Annotated in this window: 21 protein-coding genes and 1 tRNA gene; 15 read left to right on the top strand and 7 right to left on the bottom strand. The window is 59.3% G+C overall.

From position 1 onward, the window contains the following. The first annotated feature begins 99 nt into the window (after window positions 1-99). The 4 genes from psaM to Q6L55_00290 are packed head-to-tail and all read left to right on the top strand — an operon-like array spanning window position 100 to window position 1,702. Window positions 100-195 (top strand): photosystem I reaction center subunit XII, encoded by a 96-nt coding sequence (psaM, locus tag Q6L55_00305; protein MEN9257156.1) that lies wholly within the window; start codon window positions 100-102, stop codon window positions 193-195. 8 nt (window positions 196-203) lie between these two features. Further along, window positions 204-761 carry a glutathione S-transferase family protein gene (locus tag Q6L55_00300; protein MEN9257155.1) on the top strand — a complete coding sequence of 186 codons (558 nt, stop codon included), beginning with the start codon at window positions 204-206 and terminating at the stop codon, window positions 759-761. 2 nt (window positions 762-763) lie between these two features. After that, window positions 764-1,333: an NUDIX hydrolase gene (locus Q6L55_00295; protein ID MEN9257154.1), complete on the top strand. Its 570-nt coding sequence runs from the start codon at window positions 764-766 to the stop codon at window positions 1,331-1,333. A gap of 42 nt (window positions 1,334-1,375) precedes the next feature. Continuing rightward, complete coding sequence (locus tag Q6L55_00290; GenBank protein ID MEN9257153.1) at window positions 1,376-1,702, top strand: LapA family protein; 327 nt, start codon at window positions 1,376-1,378, stop codon at window positions 1,700-1,702. On the opposite strand, the gene Q6L55_00285 is transcribed toward Q6L55_00290, so the two are convergent. Next, a complete protein-coding gene (locus Q6L55_00285) occupies window positions 1,699-2,790 on the bottom strand; it encodes a quinone-dependent dihydroorotate dehydrogenase (protein ID MEN9257152.1) in 1,092 nt (363 codons plus the stop codon). The two genes, Q6L55_00290 and Q6L55_00285, sit on opposite strands and share 4 nt — an antisense overlap. Window positions 2,791-2,881: 91 nt before the next feature. Between Q6L55_00285 and Q6L55_00280 the strand changes: the two genes are divergently transcribed. The 3 genes from Q6L55_00280 to Q6L55_00270 are packed head-to-tail and all read left to right on the top strand — an operon-like array spanning window position 2,882 to window position 4,494. Continuing rightward, the gene (locus tag Q6L55_00280) at window positions 2,882-3,406 is read left to right on the top strand and encodes a pentapeptide repeat-containing protein (protein ID MEN9257151.1); all 525 of its coding nucleotides are present in this window, start codon (window positions 2,882-2,884) and stop codon (window positions 3,404-3,406) included. A gap of 45 nt (window positions 3,407-3,451) precedes the next feature. Next, entirely contained in the window at window positions 3,452-3,742 is a 291-nt protein-coding gene (locus Q6L55_00275; protein MEN9257150.1) for a DUF3011 domain-containing protein, read from the top strand. Next, the gene (locus Q6L55_00270) at window positions 3,739-4,494 is read left to right on the top strand and encodes a 7-carboxy-7-deazaguanine synthase QueE (protein ID MEN9257149.1); all 756 of its coding nucleotides are present in this window, start codon (window positions 3,739-3,741) and stop codon (window positions 4,492-4,494) included. The genes Q6L55_00275 and Q6L55_00270 overlap by 4 nt, the downstream gene beginning before the upstream one ends. Here Q6L55_00270 and Q6L55_00265 read toward each other — a convergent pair. Beyond that, a complete protein-coding gene (locus tag Q6L55_00265; GenBank protein ID MEN9257148.1) occupies window positions 4,477-4,656 on the bottom strand; it encodes a hypothetical protein in 180 nt (59 codons plus the stop codon). The two genes, Q6L55_00270 and Q6L55_00265, sit on opposite strands and share 18 nt — an antisense overlap. Window positions 4,657-4,721: 65 nt before the next feature. Between Q6L55_00265 and Q6L55_00260 the strand changes: the two genes are divergently transcribed. Beyond that, window positions 4,722-5,579, top strand: a complete 858-nt coding sequence (locus tag Q6L55_00260) for an ABC transporter permease (protein ID MEN9257147.1) — start codon at window positions 4,722-4,724, stop codon at window positions 5,577-5,579. Here Q6L55_00260 and Q6L55_00255 read toward each other — a convergent pair. Both Q6L55_00255 and hisF read right to left on the bottom strand, forming a co-directional pair. Then, window positions 5,542-6,555 (bottom strand): response regulator, encoded by a 1,014-nt coding sequence (locus Q6L55_00255; protein MEN9257146.1) that lies wholly within the window; start codon window positions 6,553-6,555, stop codon window positions 5,542-5,544. The genes Q6L55_00260 and Q6L55_00255 overlap by 38 nt on opposite strands. Before the next feature lie 52 nt (window positions 6,556-6,607). Continuing rightward, window positions 6,608-7,381, bottom strand: a complete 774-nt coding sequence (gene hisF, locus Q6L55_00250; protein MEN9257145.1) for an imidazole glycerol phosphate synthase subunit HisF — start codon at window positions 7,379-7,381, stop codon at window positions 6,608-6,610. A 38-nt stretch (window positions 7,382-7,419) separates the two neighbouring features. Here hisF and Q6L55_00245 point away from each other — a divergent pair. The 3 genes from Q6L55_00245 (at window position 7,420) to Q6L55_00235 (ending at window position 9,632) form a co-directional block, all read left to right on the top strand. Then, window positions 7,420-7,499 (top strand) — tRNA-Leu (locus tag Q6L55_00245). Between the two features lie 764 nt (window positions 7,500-8,263). Continuing rightward, window positions 8,264-8,719 (top strand): hypothetical protein, encoded by a 456-nt coding sequence (locus Q6L55_00240; GenBank protein ID MEN9257144.1) that lies wholly within the window; start codon window positions 8,264-8,266, stop codon window positions 8,717-8,719. 4 nt (window positions 8,720-8,723) lie between these two features. After that, complete coding sequence (locus tag Q6L55_00235; GenBank protein ID MEN9257143.1) at window positions 8,724-9,632, top strand: ABC transporter ATP-binding protein; 909 nt, start codon at window positions 8,724-8,726, stop codon at window positions 9,630-9,632. Here the strand turns inward: Q6L55_00235 and Q6L55_00230 are convergent. Together Q6L55_00230 and Q6L55_00225 are read right to left on the bottom strand one after the other, a co-directional pair. Next, the gene (locus tag Q6L55_00230) at window positions 9,614-9,769 is read right to left on the bottom strand and encodes a DUF2256 domain-containing protein (GenBank protein ID MEN9257142.1); all 156 of its coding nucleotides are present in this window, start codon (window positions 9,767-9,769) and stop codon (window positions 9,614-9,616) included. The two genes, Q6L55_00235 and Q6L55_00230, sit on opposite strands and share 19 nt — an antisense overlap. After that, a complete protein-coding gene (locus tag Q6L55_00225) occupies window positions 9,744-10,688 on the bottom strand; it encodes a GDP-L-fucose synthase (GenBank protein ID MEN9257141.1) in 945 nt (314 codons plus the stop codon). The genes Q6L55_00230 and Q6L55_00225 overlap by 26 nt, the downstream gene beginning before the upstream one ends. A 79-nt stretch (window positions 10,689-10,767) precedes the next feature. Here Q6L55_00225 and ahcY point away from each other — a divergent pair, with 79 nt between their 5' ends. Both ahcY and Q6L55_00215 read left to right on the top strand, forming a co-directional pair. Then, window positions 10,768-12,045 (top strand): adenosylhomocysteinase, encoded by a 1,278-nt coding sequence (ahcY, locus tag Q6L55_00220; GenBank protein ID MEN9257140.1) that lies wholly within the window; start codon window positions 10,768-10,770, stop codon window positions 12,043-12,045. An 11-nt stretch (window positions 12,046-12,056) separates the two neighbouring features. Next, window positions 12,057-12,584 (top strand): FKBP-type peptidyl-prolyl cis-trans isomerase, encoded by a 528-nt coding sequence (locus Q6L55_00215; GenBank protein MEN9257139.1) that lies wholly within the window; start codon window positions 12,057-12,059, stop codon window positions 12,582-12,584. Here Q6L55_00215 and Q6L55_00210 read toward each other — a convergent pair. After that, window positions 12,581-13,792: a GNAT family N-acetyltransferase gene (locus Q6L55_00210; protein ID MEN9257138.1), complete on the bottom strand. Its 1,212-nt coding sequence runs from the start codon at window positions 13,790-13,792 to the stop codon at window positions 12,581-12,583. The two genes, Q6L55_00215 and Q6L55_00210, sit on opposite strands and share 4 nt — an antisense overlap. Before the next feature lie 104 nt (window positions 13,793-13,896). Here Q6L55_00210 and Q6L55_00205 point away from each other — a divergent pair, with 104 nt between their 5' ends. Continuing rightward, entirely contained in the window at window positions 13,897-14,493 is a 597-nt protein-coding gene (locus tag Q6L55_00205) for a DUF3177 family protein (protein MEN9257137.1), read from the top strand. A gap of 5 nt (window positions 14,494-14,498) precedes the next feature. Beyond that, on the top strand, window positions 14,499-14,795 hold the full coding sequence (locus tag Q6L55_00200; GenBank protein ID MEN9257136.1) for a hypothetical protein: 297 nt from the start codon (window positions 14,499-14,501) through the stop codon (window positions 14,793-14,795). Window positions 14,796-15,135: the final 340 nt, after the last annotated feature.

Below are 15,135 nucleotides of genomic sequence, written 5' to 3'. Positions count from 1 at the left end.
GGGGGTGGGACGCACAGTATTTCATAATGTAACAGATCGGTGCAACGGACGCCCATTTCCGGCACAGTAATCTAGGGAGTTGTGTGTGGAGCGCAAGCGATGGGACTGTCGGATACGCAGGTGTTTGTGGCGCTGGTGGTGGCCCTGTTGCCGTTGGTGATGGCGGTACGGTTGGGGCTGGCGCTGTACAAATAGCCGTTGTTATGCTGAAACTGTACGGGGGAGCCCGCTCCCGGGCGGCCATTGTGGCCTGGTACCTCGAAGAGCTACAGGTTCCCTACGAGTTTGTGCGGTTGGACATGGGGGCGGGTGACCATCGGCAACCGGCGTACTTAGCCATTAACCCCATGGGCAAGGTGCCGGCGCTGGTGGATGGGGACGTGGTGGTATGGGAGTCAGGGGCGATCCTGCTGTACCTGGCGGATAAATACGGGCAACTGCCGCCAACCCCAGCCAAACGGGCGGAGCTTTATCAATGGGTGTTGTTTAGCAATTCCACGCTGGTCCAGGCCCTGGCGCAACCGCCGGAAAAACGGGAGCAGGAACTGGGGAAACTCCTGCCGCCGTTGCAGCAAATCCTGAGCGACCGGGACTACTTGACGGGTTCTCAGTTGACGGTGGCGGATGTGGCCCTGGCGTCCATTTTGTTCTTTGCTACCCAGATGTTCGGCCTGGAGGTCAGCCCTTACCCGGCTATAGCGGCCTATCTCCAGCGCTGTCAGCATCGGGCGGCGTTTCAAAAGGCCATGACCCCCGGCTAGCCATGGGCAACGAACCCCCGGCGCTCTTGGCGAAGCGGTTTTGGCATCAGGGGCGGAAATTTCGCTACGAGGTGAATCGCCTGCGGTTGCCCAATGGGGCAGAAGGGGAGTGGGAGTGTGTGCGCCATCCGGGGGGAGCGTTAGCGGTGCCAGTGACGCCGGAGGGCCAGTTGGTGCTGGTGCGGCAGTACCGGTTTACGGCCCAGGGGCGGCTGTTGGAGTTTCCGGCGGGGACGGTCGAAAAGGGTGAAAGCCCTCTCCAAACCATCCAGCGGGAATTGCCGGAGGAAACGGGTTACTACGCCCGCACCTGGCAATCCCTGGGAGAGTTTTTCCTGGCGCCCGGTTATTCTGATGAGATTATTTATGCCTACCTGGCGACGGATGTGGTACCCCTGGCCCAGCCGCCCCCACGGGACCCGGATGAGGACTTGGAGGTGGTGTTGTTGACGCCGGCGGAACTGACCAAGGCCATTGACCGGGGGGTAGCCGTGGATGCCAAAACCATCGTCGGTTTCTTTCTGGCGCGGCGTTATTTAAGGAAGGTTGAAAATGGGGAGCCGGGGCCGTAAGCCTGATACCCTATAAATCGTGAGCGTCCGAGGTGAAATTTTATGGTGCAGATCAACGCCGTCTTGATTTTTGCGTTTTGCCTGGCGTTAGTGCTTTTCAGCCTCCAGAACATGGAGCCGGTCACGGTGCATCTGCTCGGTTCCTACACGGTGAACTATCCCTTGGCGGTGGAATTGATCATGGCGATGGGGGTGGGGGCTGTCCTGGCTTGGCTCTTTGGTATCTGGAATCAGTTTCAACGCTGGCTGATTGCCCGGCGGGAACTGTGGCGGCGCGACCAGAAAATTGCCTCCTTGGAGCGGGACATCGAACAGTACCGGCAGCAACTGTCCTTACCTAGTTCGGTGGAGGAAACAGCCCGCTCTTAAAGCCGGTGTTGGCGCCCCACCGCTTGGGATAGGCACGTCAAGCCCTGCTGGCTGAGCTTTTCCACTAGTCCAGTCAAAATGCGGCGCACGACCCCCGGCCCCCGATATACCCAGCCCGTGTACAGTTGCAGTAAACAGGCACCGGCGGTGATTTTTTCCCAGGCGTCATGGGCATCGAAAATCCCCCCCACCCCGATAATAGGTAATTGCCCCTGGGTCTGGCGGTAAATGAAGTGGATGAATTGGGTAGAGCGTGGGGCGAGGGGCTTACCGCTCAATCCCCCCGCTTGCTGACGGTGGCGACTGCGCAAGGACGGGCGGGCGGTGGTGGTATTGGTGGCAATCACCCCGGCTAAACCATAAATGCGCACCAGTTCCAGCACGGCTAGCACCTGGTCCTCGGTTAGGTCGGGGCTGATTTTCAGCAAAAGGGGTTTCCCCTGGGGGTTGGCCTGTTGCAGGGCGTCGCAAATGGGGGCCAGGAACGACCGGGCCTGTAACTCCCGCAAACCCGGCGTATTCGGGGAACTGACATTCACCACAAAATAGTCCCCCCAGTTTTTCAACCGTTGAAAGCTGTAGAGATAGTCCTGCCAGGCCTGCTCCAAGGGGGTGTCCTTGCCTTTACCCAGATTGATGCCGATGGGAATAGCCGGTTTGCCGATGGCCCATGCCCGCTGCAACTGCTCCTGTAACTGCCATACCCCCCGGTTGTTGAACCCCAGGCGGTTGATGAGGGCTTGATCGGCGGGGAGGCGAAACAGGCGGGGTGGCGGTTGACCGGGTTGGGCCTGGGGGGTCACGGTTCCCAGCTCGGCAAAACCAAAACCCAAATCGGCCCACCAGGGGATGCCCCAGCCATCTTTGTCAAAGCCGGCGGCTAAACCCAGGGGATTGGGAAAATGCAGGCCCCATACCTGTTGATGCAGGGCAAGGTGGTTGTAGGTGAAGTGTCGCCGCGCCAGGGCATGCAACCAATGGTTGGGCTGGGGGGGTAGCCGGTGCAGGGTCTGGATGAAAGTTTGATGCGCCCATTCCGGGTCTAGGGTAAAGATCCAAGGCCGGACCCAAGACTCGTAAAGGCCCATGGCTGCCAGGGTTGACCACGCCCGTCCATTCTAACCAACTCCCCCTAACCCGTGTTAAAGTAACGGGGGGAACGACAGGTAGGTTCTGACCATGCGCCAAGTGTGGATTGGTCTTAGCTTACTACTGCTAAGTTTTAGCCTACCGGTGGGGGCGCAACTGGAGGCGGTGCAACGCTTGAAGAACAATCGGGAATGTGTGAATTGCAACCTGCAAGGGGCGGATTTGCGGGGTTTGAATTTAATCGGGGTGAACTTAACAGGGGCCAATCTCCAGGGGGCGCGCCTGGGAACAGCGGTTCAAGAGCTAAACCGCACTGCCCTAAGCCGCGCCAATTTGAGCAATAGCAATCTCCAAGGTGCCGATCTGCGCAACACCAGCCTTGACGGGGCCAATCTCAGTGGAGCCAACCTCACGGGGGCCAATCTGGCCGGCGCCAGTTTGATCGGCTCCAACTTAACGGGCGCTAATCTCAGCGGGGCTGATTTGACGGGGGCGGTGCTGGTCAATACCAACCTGAGTCATGCCAATCTCACGGGCGCCACCTTGCAACGGGCCTTCATTGCGGAAGTGACCTACCAGAGCACCCGCTGGGTGGACGGTTCCCTGCGCAACTAGGGCAAAACTGACAGAATTAGAAATAAGGGTGCATTGCCCTCAGGGGTGGGCAGACATCTCGGTCAACTAACGCTGTTGAGGTTGCATTCAGGGGGTTGGCACAGGTGGCGGCGCAAGCCCAAGACAGGTGGGTTCCCGGCGGCGAAACCAGTAAGGATGACCTGTGAATCCATCAACGGGCGCTACAGGACCTGTCCGGTGGGGAATCACGGAGGTGTGCGTTTGGAGCGTCAGTTGAGCAATCGCCGTTGTATCGAGGGGCGCACCTGGGGCTACGACCGCCAGGGCATCTGGGTGGATCAGGGTTGCGAAGGGGAATTTCTCATCTGGCGATGAAGACAACCGCTAATCTGGTGGAAATTTTCTCGGCTATTCAGGGGGAGGGACCTTACGTCGGGGACCGTCAGGTTTTCCTGCGGCTGGGCGGCTGTGACCTGCGTTGCCGGTTCTGCGATAGTAGGCATACGTGGCGGCCCGCACCCCAGGGACGGGTGGAAATGACGCCGGGGATGCGCGATTTTCAAAGGGTGGCCAATCCCGTCACCGTCCAACAGGTGTTGGCTTGGCTGGAAAGGCACTATCAGGGGGGGAAACACACCGCCATCAGCCTCACCGGGGGAGAACCCCTGCTGCAGGCCGACTTCCTAGCAGAATTCCTGCCCGAATTGACCCGAACCATCCCTCTGCCGGTTTACCTGGAAACGGGGGGACACCGACCCCAGGAATTGGCGTGGGTGTTGCCCTGGATCCGTACTATCGCCATGGACTACAAACTCCCCAGTGTCAGCGGCGAGCAGCACCACGAAGCGCACCACCAATTCCTGACCCTGGCGGTACAGGCGGGGGTGGAGGTGTTTGTCAAGATCGTGGTGGACCGGCACACCCAAACCCCCGAGTTGGTGGACGCCTTAACCATGATTCGGGCGGTGGACCCCCGGGTTCTGGTGGTGTTACAGCCCGTGACCCCCCGGTTGACCAGTGCGGCCCCCACGCCGGAGCAAGTTCTGAACTGGCAACGGTTAGCCCAGGAGTACGTGGAGCGGGTGCGGGTGATTCCCCAAACCCATCCCTTACTGGGGCAACTGTGACGTCACCACTACCGCCTCTAGGGTGAGGGTCCGGTCCTGAACCGCCGTGATGGCCCAGCGCACAGGAGTGCCGTAGGTCTGCAGGTGGGCGTGAATCTGGGGAATCAACTCCGTTAGGGACCCCTTCCAGTCCAGGGTGATATTTACCAGGGCCAGGTGCATTGCTGGTCAAAATGGTGTTCCTGCGTTAGCCTGATCCTAGCAGTGGTTGTGTGCTGGGAGTGGCTATGGCTGCAACGGTGACTTCTGCCCCACCGGTGACATCGGGTAGTCATCCGCTAGCTGAGCTGGTGCAAGAAACAACGGCCCTGACGCGGCGTTTGCTCATCCAACTGCGGCGGCGGCCCGCGACCCTGATTGCCGGGATTATCCAGCCCCTGATGTGGTTGATTTTGTTCGGGGCCTTGTTTCAGAATGCACCGGCGGGGTTTTTGGGGGAGGGGGTCAACTATGCCCAGTTTTTGAGCGCCGGAATCATCGTGTTTACGGTTTTTTCGGGGGCCTTAAATGCGGGCTTACCGGTGATGTTTGACCGGGAGTTTGGCTTTTTGAATCGTTTTTTGGTCGCCCCTCTGGTCTCCCGCTTTTCTATCGTCCTAGCCTCGACCATTTTTATCACGCTGCTGAGTTTGGTGCAGACGGTGGCGGTGCTGTTAACCAGCTATCTGCTGGGGGGTGGTTTACCGGGTGCCAGCGGTTTTGCCCTGCTGGTGGCAGTTGTCCTGTTGCTGGTGTTGGGCATGACGGCCTTGAGTTTGGGATTGACCTTCGCCCTGCCGGGGCACGTGGAATTGCTGGCGGTGATCTTTGTGGTGAATTTACCCTTGCTGTTTGCCAGTACGGCCTTGGCCCCGTTGCATTTCATGCCCCGCTGGTTGCAGGTAATTGCCAGTCTCAATCCCCTGAGCTATGCCATTGAGCCGATTCGCCACGTGTATTTGCACCCCCACTGGCATTGGTCGGATGTGGTCCTGAGTGCACCTTGGGGTGAAACAACCCTGGGAACAGCAGTGGCGATTCTGGCGATCTGCGATGCGGCGGTTGTTCTTAGCATCCGTGGGTTGCTCCAGCGGAAATTGAGCTAGTGGGGGTGGTCGGTAGTGGGGACTGACGTTGACCGGCAACGACGCTAGCGCCAATAAACGCGCCAACTAATGCCCCGACTGTGACAGCAACAAATCCCAGGAGAAAGTTTGGGGTTGGTTGCCGGCTTCGGTCAATTTTTTCCTCCAGGGATTTCAGTTGCTCGAGTATCGCATCGGTGCGTGGTAGATGGGCAATGCCCTGGTTCAAACTCTGCATGCTGCTGGTCAGTTGCTCGAGAGTGGCTTGGGTCAACTGGTGGGTCTGTAATTGGGATTGCAGGGTCTTGACCTGTTCCTGCAGGGCTTGCAGTTGCTGATGCAAAGGCTCCAGGGACAAGCTCTGCTGCAAATGGGTCAAGGCGGCGGTCATTTCCTGCAAGTGGGGGGCGGGTGGGCGGTGATATAGCTCCTGCAGGCGTCCTTCCAGGGTTTGCAGTTGCACCAGTAGGGGGGTGAGGTCCGGGGGGGTCGGTAATTCGTTGACCCAGGTGGGTTTTTGTTGCAGTTGCTGCCCCAACTCGCCTAGGAGGGTTTCCAGCCGCTGCCAGTGGTCCACCGGCGGTTTTTCGGTGACGCCCACCCCAACATGCTCCGGCGTGGCAGCAATCATGGGCAAAACGGCGTTGATGCGCTCCTCCAGTTGCTCTTTGGTAAACTGTTTGGCCAGAAAATCAAACCCCACAAACGGGTAGCCAAATTTACTCACCACCTCGTCATAGCTACTGGAAATGATGATCACCGGCGTATTGGCGAATTTGGGGTTGGCGCGCAAGGCCTGGTACACCTCATAGCCGTTCATCCCTGGCATGATGAAATCCAGTAGGATGACATCGGGGTTGACCTCTTCCGCCTTGGCCAAACCGGAAGGACCATCCTGGGCTTCGTACACCTCAAAGCGGTCCCCGGAAAGCTGTTCTACCAGGGACTTGCGGATCAGAAAACTGTCGTCAATGACCAAAATCTTGTACTTGACCATGAGGACCCCCCCTAGATGACTCCTGCCTTAGTTGTACCAGAGATTTTTCGCCTCAGGGGTTATCCTGACCACACTGACGCACCGGTATTCCCTGCTGAGCCAAGTAAGTCTTGATGTCGGCGATGGTCAATTCACCGTAGTGCAGCAATGAAGCCAGCAACGCAGCTGCTGCCCCCCCCTGGACAAAAGCATCGGCAACGTGTTGGCAATTCCCGGCACCCCCGGAGGCAATCACCGGTACGGGCACCCGTTGGGCAATCGCCCGGATTAAGCACAGGTCATACCCCGCTTTAGTCCCATCAGCATCCATGCTGGTGACCAGGAGTTCCCCTGCCCCCCGCTGCACCGCCTCCTCTGCCCAGGCGATGGCGTCTTTGCCTGTATCCTCCCGTCCCCCCCGCACCCACACCGTCCAGCGGTCCCCCACCCACCGGGCATCAATGGCAATGACAATGCACTGGCGGCCAAAGCGCTCGCTGGACTGGTTAATCAAATCCGGGTTGCGCACCGCCGCCGAATTCAGGCTCACCTTATCTGCGCCCGCCCGCAGGATGGCCTTAATGGTGTCCAGGTCGCCGATGCCACCTCCAACTGTCAGGGGGATAAACACCTGACTAGCCGTGCGTTCAATGACGTCCAACAACACATGGCGGCCCTCGTGGGTAGCGCTGATGTCCAAAAACACCAGTTCATCGGCTCCCGCCTGATTGTAGTGCTGGGCTAGGGCCACCGGGTCCCCCGCATCCCGCAGGTTGACAAAGTTGACCCCCTTGACCACCCGGCCGGCGTGGACATCTAGGCAGGGGATAATGCGCTTGGCCAACATAAGCCCTACTATAGCAAGGGCTATAATAAAAGTTGCCTGCGGACGTGGCGGAATTGGTAGACGCGCTGGATTTAGGTTCCAGTCCTTACGGGTCAGAGTTCGAGTCTCTGCGTCCGCATGAGGGGCGGATTTCCTGGGTGCGGACTAAGCGCTTGAGGGCCTGTACCAAAGGGTCCTGCTGCCAGTGCTGCTCTGCCTTTTCTGCGCCTCCAGACTCATAGATTTCGTAGGTCTTTTGCGGGGTGGGCAGTTCGATGGTAAACCGTATGTCCCCCTCGCTATCCCACCATTGCCGAAAAACTAGACACAGGTTGGCCAAGGGCATAACCACTGTCTGGGTCCAGCTAAAAGGAAAATACTCCCTGATGAATAAACATCGTCCAGAACGGAGCATCAAAATCCATCTGGAACAGTCGGGCGAAAGAGTCGAGAGTATACTAGTCACAACATAAAAAAGACCGGAAAAGGTGACATTTTCCATCCAGGGATCGCACCCCCGAATAAACCCTTGGTAATTGGCCCGGTACAGGGCGCTGACAAAAGAGGGAGCGATGCTGGGCAATGGCACCTGCAATTAGGATAAAGTATTTTCTTTTTCTCTTTACCACTTAGCCATCCTCTCTTGTCTGGTGGGGGGGGGTAGCCGCGATGGGAGCTTTTTGGTCCGGATGGCCGGGGTATTGATGCTGGTGTTTTTCTCCTGGGACTAAAAAAGCTGGGGCCTAGTGCCTCTCCTGTTGATTGTCACCAGCGGTTATGCGGTTTTGGAACCCACCACCCTTTGGTAAACGACCGGGCGTTTGCCGCTGTGACGAGCAGACCAACTCAAATACCTGTCCTGCTAGTATGGGTTGGGTGACTGGAGAGCTGGAGAGAGGGCTGATGGCAAAGTGGCGAGTCGGTGCTGTTCTTGCTGGCCTTATTGGCAGCTTAGCTCTGCTGGGGGCGACTGGGACGGTTCTGGTGAATGACCGGGTTCTCCAGGGTTTCGAGCGTTGCCGCAGCAGTGCCCTGTTTCGCTCTTTGGCGCGCCAACGTCCGACCCGTCTCGACCCGGAAATTCAAGGTATTGCAGTGTTTGCTGCCCAGGGGAGTTATCGCGGGTTGCCGGTGGCGGAGGTCTGGGCAGGTATCTGTGGTCAGGCCTGGTTGGACCGAGACCCCAAGGCCCGCGCTTGCCCCCAAGGTCAATTGGAGGCGCTGGTGTTGTCGGTGCCTTATGCCCAAGCGCAACGGGTCCTGCGGGAGTACACCCAAACCAGGGCTGGTCGGCCCCGCTTGACCCTGGAACCGGTACGCAGCAGCATGAGCTTGCTCATTTGTGATCCCCCCCGCTAAACCGATGGAGTTAATGGCCCAGGATTTGTGGAAGTATTACGGGCAGCGGGCGGTGGTGCAAGGGGTGAGCCTACAACTACAACCCGGTGAAATCCTGGGGCTACTGGGGCCAAATGGGGCAGGCAAAACCACGACGTTTGGGATGCTCTACGGCGCTGTGATTCCCCAGCGTGGGTTGGTGCAGGTGGGTCCCTACAACGTGCAACGGCAAGGACGTCAGGCGCGGCAATTCCTGGGTGTGGTCACCCAAGAGGACAATCTGGACCCGGATTTCACGGTCTGGGAAAATTTGGTGTTTTTTGCCCACCACTACCGGATCACAGGGCGACCGGCGCGCCAACGGGCTTGGGAATTGTTGGCGGATATGGGGCTGACGGATTACGCCCACCAGCGGGTGGATGTCCTGTCGGGGGGACTCAAACGACGGCTGGTACTGGCCCGCGCTCTTATTCACCGACCCAAGATCATCTTTTTGGATGAACCAACCACCGGTCTGGACCCGGATGCCCGCCAGGCCTTCTGGCGCCGCATTGCCCAACTTAAGCAGGAGAGCTGTGGGGTACTGTTGACCACCCACTACATGGACGAGGCGCAACGGTTGTGTGACCGGCTGCTGCTGTTGCAACAGGGGGTGGTGGTGGACCAGGGACCGCCGGAAGCGCTCATCCAACGCATCATCGGCACCGAAGTGGCGGAAATTGAGGGGGTACCGGCGGCGGTGGTGCAGGAGTTGGCGGAACGGGCGGGGGTTTGGTGGCGCCCCCTGGGCCAGGGCTATGTCATGAGCTTGCCGGCCCACGACTCGGCGCTTTGGCAGGCCCTAGAACACCTGGATAGCACCCGCCTGAGCCGTCGCCGGGCCAATTTGGAGGATGTGTTTTTACGGCTAACGGGTCACGAACTGGCCGAATGACGCCGCCGCCGACAGCGCTCTGAGCAGTACTTCACCGCGTCCCAGCAATCCGCCCACTTTTTGCGCCAGCTAAAGGGCCGACCGCAGACCGGACACACCTTCTGGGGGAGATCACGTTTGGAGACACCCTTGGGCATGCTGTAGGTACCAGGCGTAGGTTTTTTCAATGCCGACTGCTAAGGGGGTTTGCGCCTGCCATCCCAGCGCCCGCAACCGGGAGACGTCCAGCAATTTCCGGGGGGTGCCATCGGGTTTGCTGGTGTCGTACACGATGTCCCCTTGGTAACCCACGATGTGTTGCACCAGGGCTGCCAGTTCCCGGATGCTGATGTCTTCGCCAGTGCCCACATTGATGATGTCCGCTGCGTCGTAGTGCTGCATCAGAAAAATACAGGCATCGGCCAGGTCATCCACGTAGAGGAATTCCCGGCGCGGGGTTCCTGTTCCCCACACCACCACCTGGGGTTCTCCCTTGACCTTGGCTTCATGGAATTTGCGCAGCAAGGCCGGTAACACATGGGAGGTTGCCAGGTCAAAGTTGTCGCCGGGGCCGTAGAGATTGGTGGGCATGGCGCAGATTGCGGACCAGCCGTACTGCTGCCGGTAGGCCTGGCAAAGTTTGATCCCGGCAATTTTGGCCACGGCATACCATTGGTTGGTGGGTTCTAAAGCACCGGTTAACAGGTACTCTTCTTTGATGGGTTGGGGGGCGAATTTGGGATAGATGCAGGATGACCCCAAAAACAACAGTTTCTTGACGCTAGTGCGGAAACTGTGGGCAATGACGTTGGTTTGAATTTGAAGGTTGTCCTGGAGAAAGTCCACCGGATAGGTGGCATTAGCCAGAATGCCCCCGACTTTGGCCGCTGCTAAAAACACGTATTCCGGCCGGTGCTGGTCAAACCAACGCCCGACGGCCCGCTCATCCCGGAGGTCCAATTCCTGGCGGGTAGCGGTTAGTAGATGCGTATACCCCCGCCGGTGCAATTGCCGGCATAGCGCTGAACCGACTAATCCCCGATGCCCGGCTACATAAATCCGGCTGTGTGGCTGCATGGGCCGTCTCCCGTGCCATTGCTTTGATCCTAGGACGATGGTGTAGGCTAAGAAAACACGGGTTAGGGAGGTTGGTTGTATGACGGCAATGGGCGCCTGGGTGGATTGCGAGGTCAAGGATTTGGGCTTGGCGCCCCTGGGTCGGCAACGGATCGAGTGGGCGGCGCGGGAAATGCCGGTCCTGGCCCAAATTCGCGAGCGCTTTGCCCAGGAAAAACCCCTGCAGGGGATTCGCCTGGTGGCCTGTTGCCACGTGACGACAGAAACGGCCAATTTGGCCTTGACCCTAAAGGCAGGGGGCGCCGATGCCCTGTTGATCGCCAGTAACCCCCTTTCGACCCAGGATGATGTGGCGGCTTGCTTGGTGGTGCACCACCGGATTCCCGTGTTTGCCATCAAGGGGGAAGACACGGCGACGTATCAACGCCATGTGCGCCGAGCACTGGACCACCATCCCCAGCTGATCATTGACGACGGGGGTGATGTGGTAGCGACACTGGTTCAGGAACGGCCCCACCAGATTCCGGAAATCATTGGCACGACGGAGGAGACCACTACCGGGGTGATTCGCCTGCGGGCGATGCTGGCAGCAGGGGCGCTCCCTTTTCCGGCGGTGAATGTCAACGACGCGGAAACGAAACACTTTTTCGACAACCGCTACGGCACGGGCCAGTCCACCCTGGATGGGATTTTGCGCGCGACTAACGTACTTATTGCCGGCAAGACGGTGGTGGTGGCGGGTTACGGCTGGTGCGGCAAGGGAACGGCCATGCGGGCGCGGGGACTGGGGGCACGGGTGGTGGTGACGGAAGTGGACCCGGTGCGTGCCCTGGAGGCGGCCATGGATGGGTTTCAGGTGATGCCCATGCACCAGGCGGCCATGATCGGGGACATTTTCATCACCGTCACTGGTAACAAACACGTGATCCGGCGGGAGCATTTTGAACTGATGAAACCGGGGGCGATGGTGGCCAATGCCGGCCATTTTGATATTGAAATTGACCTGCAAGCCCTGGCGGCCATGAGCCGGGAAGTGGTCCAGGTGCGCCCCTTTGTCCAAGAATACCGCCTGCAGTCGGGTAAGGGGATTGTGGTGCTGGGGGAGGGACGCTTGATCAATCTGGCGGCTGCAGAAGGCCACCCCGCCAGTGTGATGGACATGAGTTTTGCCAACCAGGCGCTGGCCTGCGAATACCTGGTCAAGCACCAAGGACAACTGGCGCCGGGCATTTACCCTGTGCCGGCTAAACTCGACCGGGAGATTGCCCACCTAAAATTAAAAGCGATGGGGATTGAGATTGATACGCTGACCCCGGTGCAGGAGGAATACCTGCGCAGTTGGACGACGGGCACCTAAAGGGAGGACCGATGGACCATCTCCCGGCTATTCTGGTGAGTCTGGTGGTGTTTGTGCTCAGTGCGCTGGTGCTCATCGGCGCCCAGGTGAAGGCAGCCCTGCAAGCGCCACCGGCGGCGGCCACGCCAGAATTGCCAACCGAGACAGTCGCTGCGGAAACCCCTGCCCCCCAACGCCCCAGCACCACCCTAGACGACTGGGTCATCACGCCATCGGGGCTGCGGTATCAGGAGTTGCGTCCGGGCAAGGGGGCCAGTCCCCAGCGGGGCCAAACGGCAGTGGTGCATTACGTGGGCAAGTTGGCGGATGGGCAGGTGTTTGACAGTTCCTATGAGCGCAACCAACCCTTCCGTTTCCGGGTGGGGGTGGGCCAGGTGATTAAAGGCTGGGATGAAGGGGTGGCGACGATGCGGGTCGGCGGCCAACGACGTTTGGAAATTCCCCCGGAGTTGGGCTATGGGGACCAAGGGGTGGCCGGCCTGATTCCCCCCAACGCCACGCTGTATTTTGATGTGGAGTTGTTGGCGATTCAGCCCTAGGCTTCGTCGGTTTCGTGGGGTAGCGACAGGGTCAGGCCGGCGATTTGGGTCACGGGCGGGTCGCACTTCAGGGGGATGTTTTCGTTGATGGCCTGGATTTCCTGGGCGGTGTAGGCATTGGTCTGGTGGATGTACTCGGGTAGGATGGCCCCCAGGCGTGGGGTGTAGAAGCGATGCAGGCTGAAGTTGGGAGTGGCCCAAAAGCCCCGCCGTTTCTTATGTCGCCCACCCGCGCCGGGGTCAAAGGCCTGAATGCCCTGTTCGATGGCCCAGGCAATCGGCGTGTAGTAACAGGTCTCAAAGTGCAGACAGTCAATTTCCTGCCAGGCCCCCCAGTAGCGGCCATAGAGTTGCTGGTCCTTGACGATGCAAAAAGCCATGCCCACCGGTTCAGCTAACCCCTGCTCGCTACAGGCCACGCTGAACACCACCCGGTGCCGGTAATCCCGTGCCAACCCCCGGAAAAAGGCCCGCGTCAGGTATTTGCTGCCCCATAAAAACCGGTTGCAGGTGTGGCTGTACAGGTCGTACATCAGGTTGAAAAAGGGTTCGGGAATGGCGGCGCCCGTAAGCACCTGCATCTGGATACCGGCTTTGTGCACCGTTTGGCGCTCCCGCTTGATGTTGCGGCGCTGGTTGGCGTTGAATTGGGCCAGGTAGTCGTCGAAGGAGCGGTAATGCCGGTTCTGCCAGAGATAGTGGTGATGTAGCCAGCGGTGGTATCCCAGGCGGGTCATGGCCTCGCCCCAGTCCGGGTCCACAAATAGGAAATGGCAACTGGAAATCCTCTCCTGCCGACAAAATTGGTCAATTGCCTGGGCAAATAACTCATTCACCCCCGTTTCCCCCGGCGCCACCAAAAACCGGTAGCCCACCGCCGGCGTAAAAGGAATCATGCCCACCAACTTGGGGTAATAGGGTTCGCCCAGGCGATAGGCCAATTCCGCCCACTGGTGGTCAAACACAAACTCGCCGTAACTGTGGCCTTTTAGATAGAGGGGGGCAGCGGCGATGAGGACTTCTCCACGCCAGAGGGTTAAATGCCGGGGGAGCCAGCCGGTGTGGGGGATAGCGCTGCCGGAACTTTCCAGGTGGTTGAGCCACTCCCACTCCAAAAAAGGCGTCTTCAAGGGCAACGCCAGGGCATTCCACTGGGCCGCCGGCACCTCCCCTACCCCCTTGACCCACCGCAGGGTATAACCGCCCATAGCATTTTTTATATTTTCTTAATGTTTACACTTTTTCATCCTATCGCGTTCGGGGCGGGGTGTTAGACTAGGGGTGGCCGGGTTGGTGGTTAGAGCGAGAAACGATGCCCCAGGTGTGGCTGACGACCTTAGTGTGGACCTACTACCGGGTGGCGGTGTTGTTTTACGTGCTGGTGCCGTTGGGACTGTTGGTCTGGGCCTGGGTGCAGCGGGCACGGGCCATCGTCACCCTATTGGGTATTTACTGGCAGGTGTCCAGCTTGCTGATGATCACGGTGTACTTGATGATCGGGGCCTTGCCGATTGGGTTTCCGGTGTCGTTGCTGGCCCAAATCCTATTGCCGGTCTGCCTGTGGTTTTGGGTGGACCTGAACGAGGAAATTGCCGAGCGACCGGGGCCTTTAGCTTGGGCGATCCGGGTCTGGCGCTGGATTGTCACCTGGGCGGCCAGTTTGGGGGCATTGGCGATGCTGCCGTTTTTGCGCTGCGGCTTTTTGTCTTCGGCGGCTCTAGTGGCGGATGGCCAGTGCCGGGTTTGGCTGGAGGCCCCCTGGGGTTACCGGGAACTCTTCCACCGCAACGTACCCACGACCGATTTGGGGTTCTGGGGGGTGCTGGGGTTGGTGGTGTACGGTCTGGCCCTGGCCTATTTCCTGCTGGTGCGCCTGGCTAAACAGGGTCGGACGGCCCTGTCCCCCTAAAAGCCATGCCCACGCCCATCGAACGCTTAGAAAACTACAGCCGTTTTCACCCCCGCGAGGTGTTGCGGTTGACGGTGTGGGAGGGGGACGAAACGGGTGAAGTGCTGGTGTACAAGGGGTTTAGCAGCTCCTTGACGTCGCCAACCGCCTTTGACCCCGATGTGCCGGTGCTGTCGCCGCAAGCACAGATTCTCTGGGTGGATCGGCTGTCCGCTCCCTATGACCCCCAAAACCCCCGCTACCTGGAACAGCACATCCCCTGGGACGAGTTCGCCCAACGTCTGGACCGGCTGGGGTTTTGAGTCCCTGGGTGTGGCGGGTGATGTCCAAGGGGACCAAGCGCTGGCCGTAACCCATGGCGAGGATGCTCCCGGTGGGTCAGGGAACCCTCAGGTGGTCAAGGGCAGACCCCAGGACTTGGCAACTCTTCAGCTCCCAGTTCTCCTGTTGCCATTTCCGTGGCCAAGCGGGGGGCAGGTTGCGGGGATGAGCGCACAGGGGGCATAGGTTGACCAGGACCAACCCGTTAAATCCCACCTGCCGACTGATCCGGGCGACCTCTATTAAAGTGGGGTCCCCTTGGCTAGGCGTAGCGCGACTGGGGTTCGGACCAATAACTAACAGCAGAGGCCAACCCGATTG

Origin of the sequence: Gloeomargarita sp. SRBZ-1_bins_9, from assembly GCA_039794565.1 — a bacterium.
Taxonomy (GTDB): Bacteria; Cyanobacteriota; Cyanobacteriia; order Gloeomargaritales; family Gloeomargaritaceae; genus Gloeomargarita.
The sequence above is the reverse complement of the archived record's forward strand: the minus strand, read 5'-3'. Positions and strand labels throughout refer to the sequence as shown.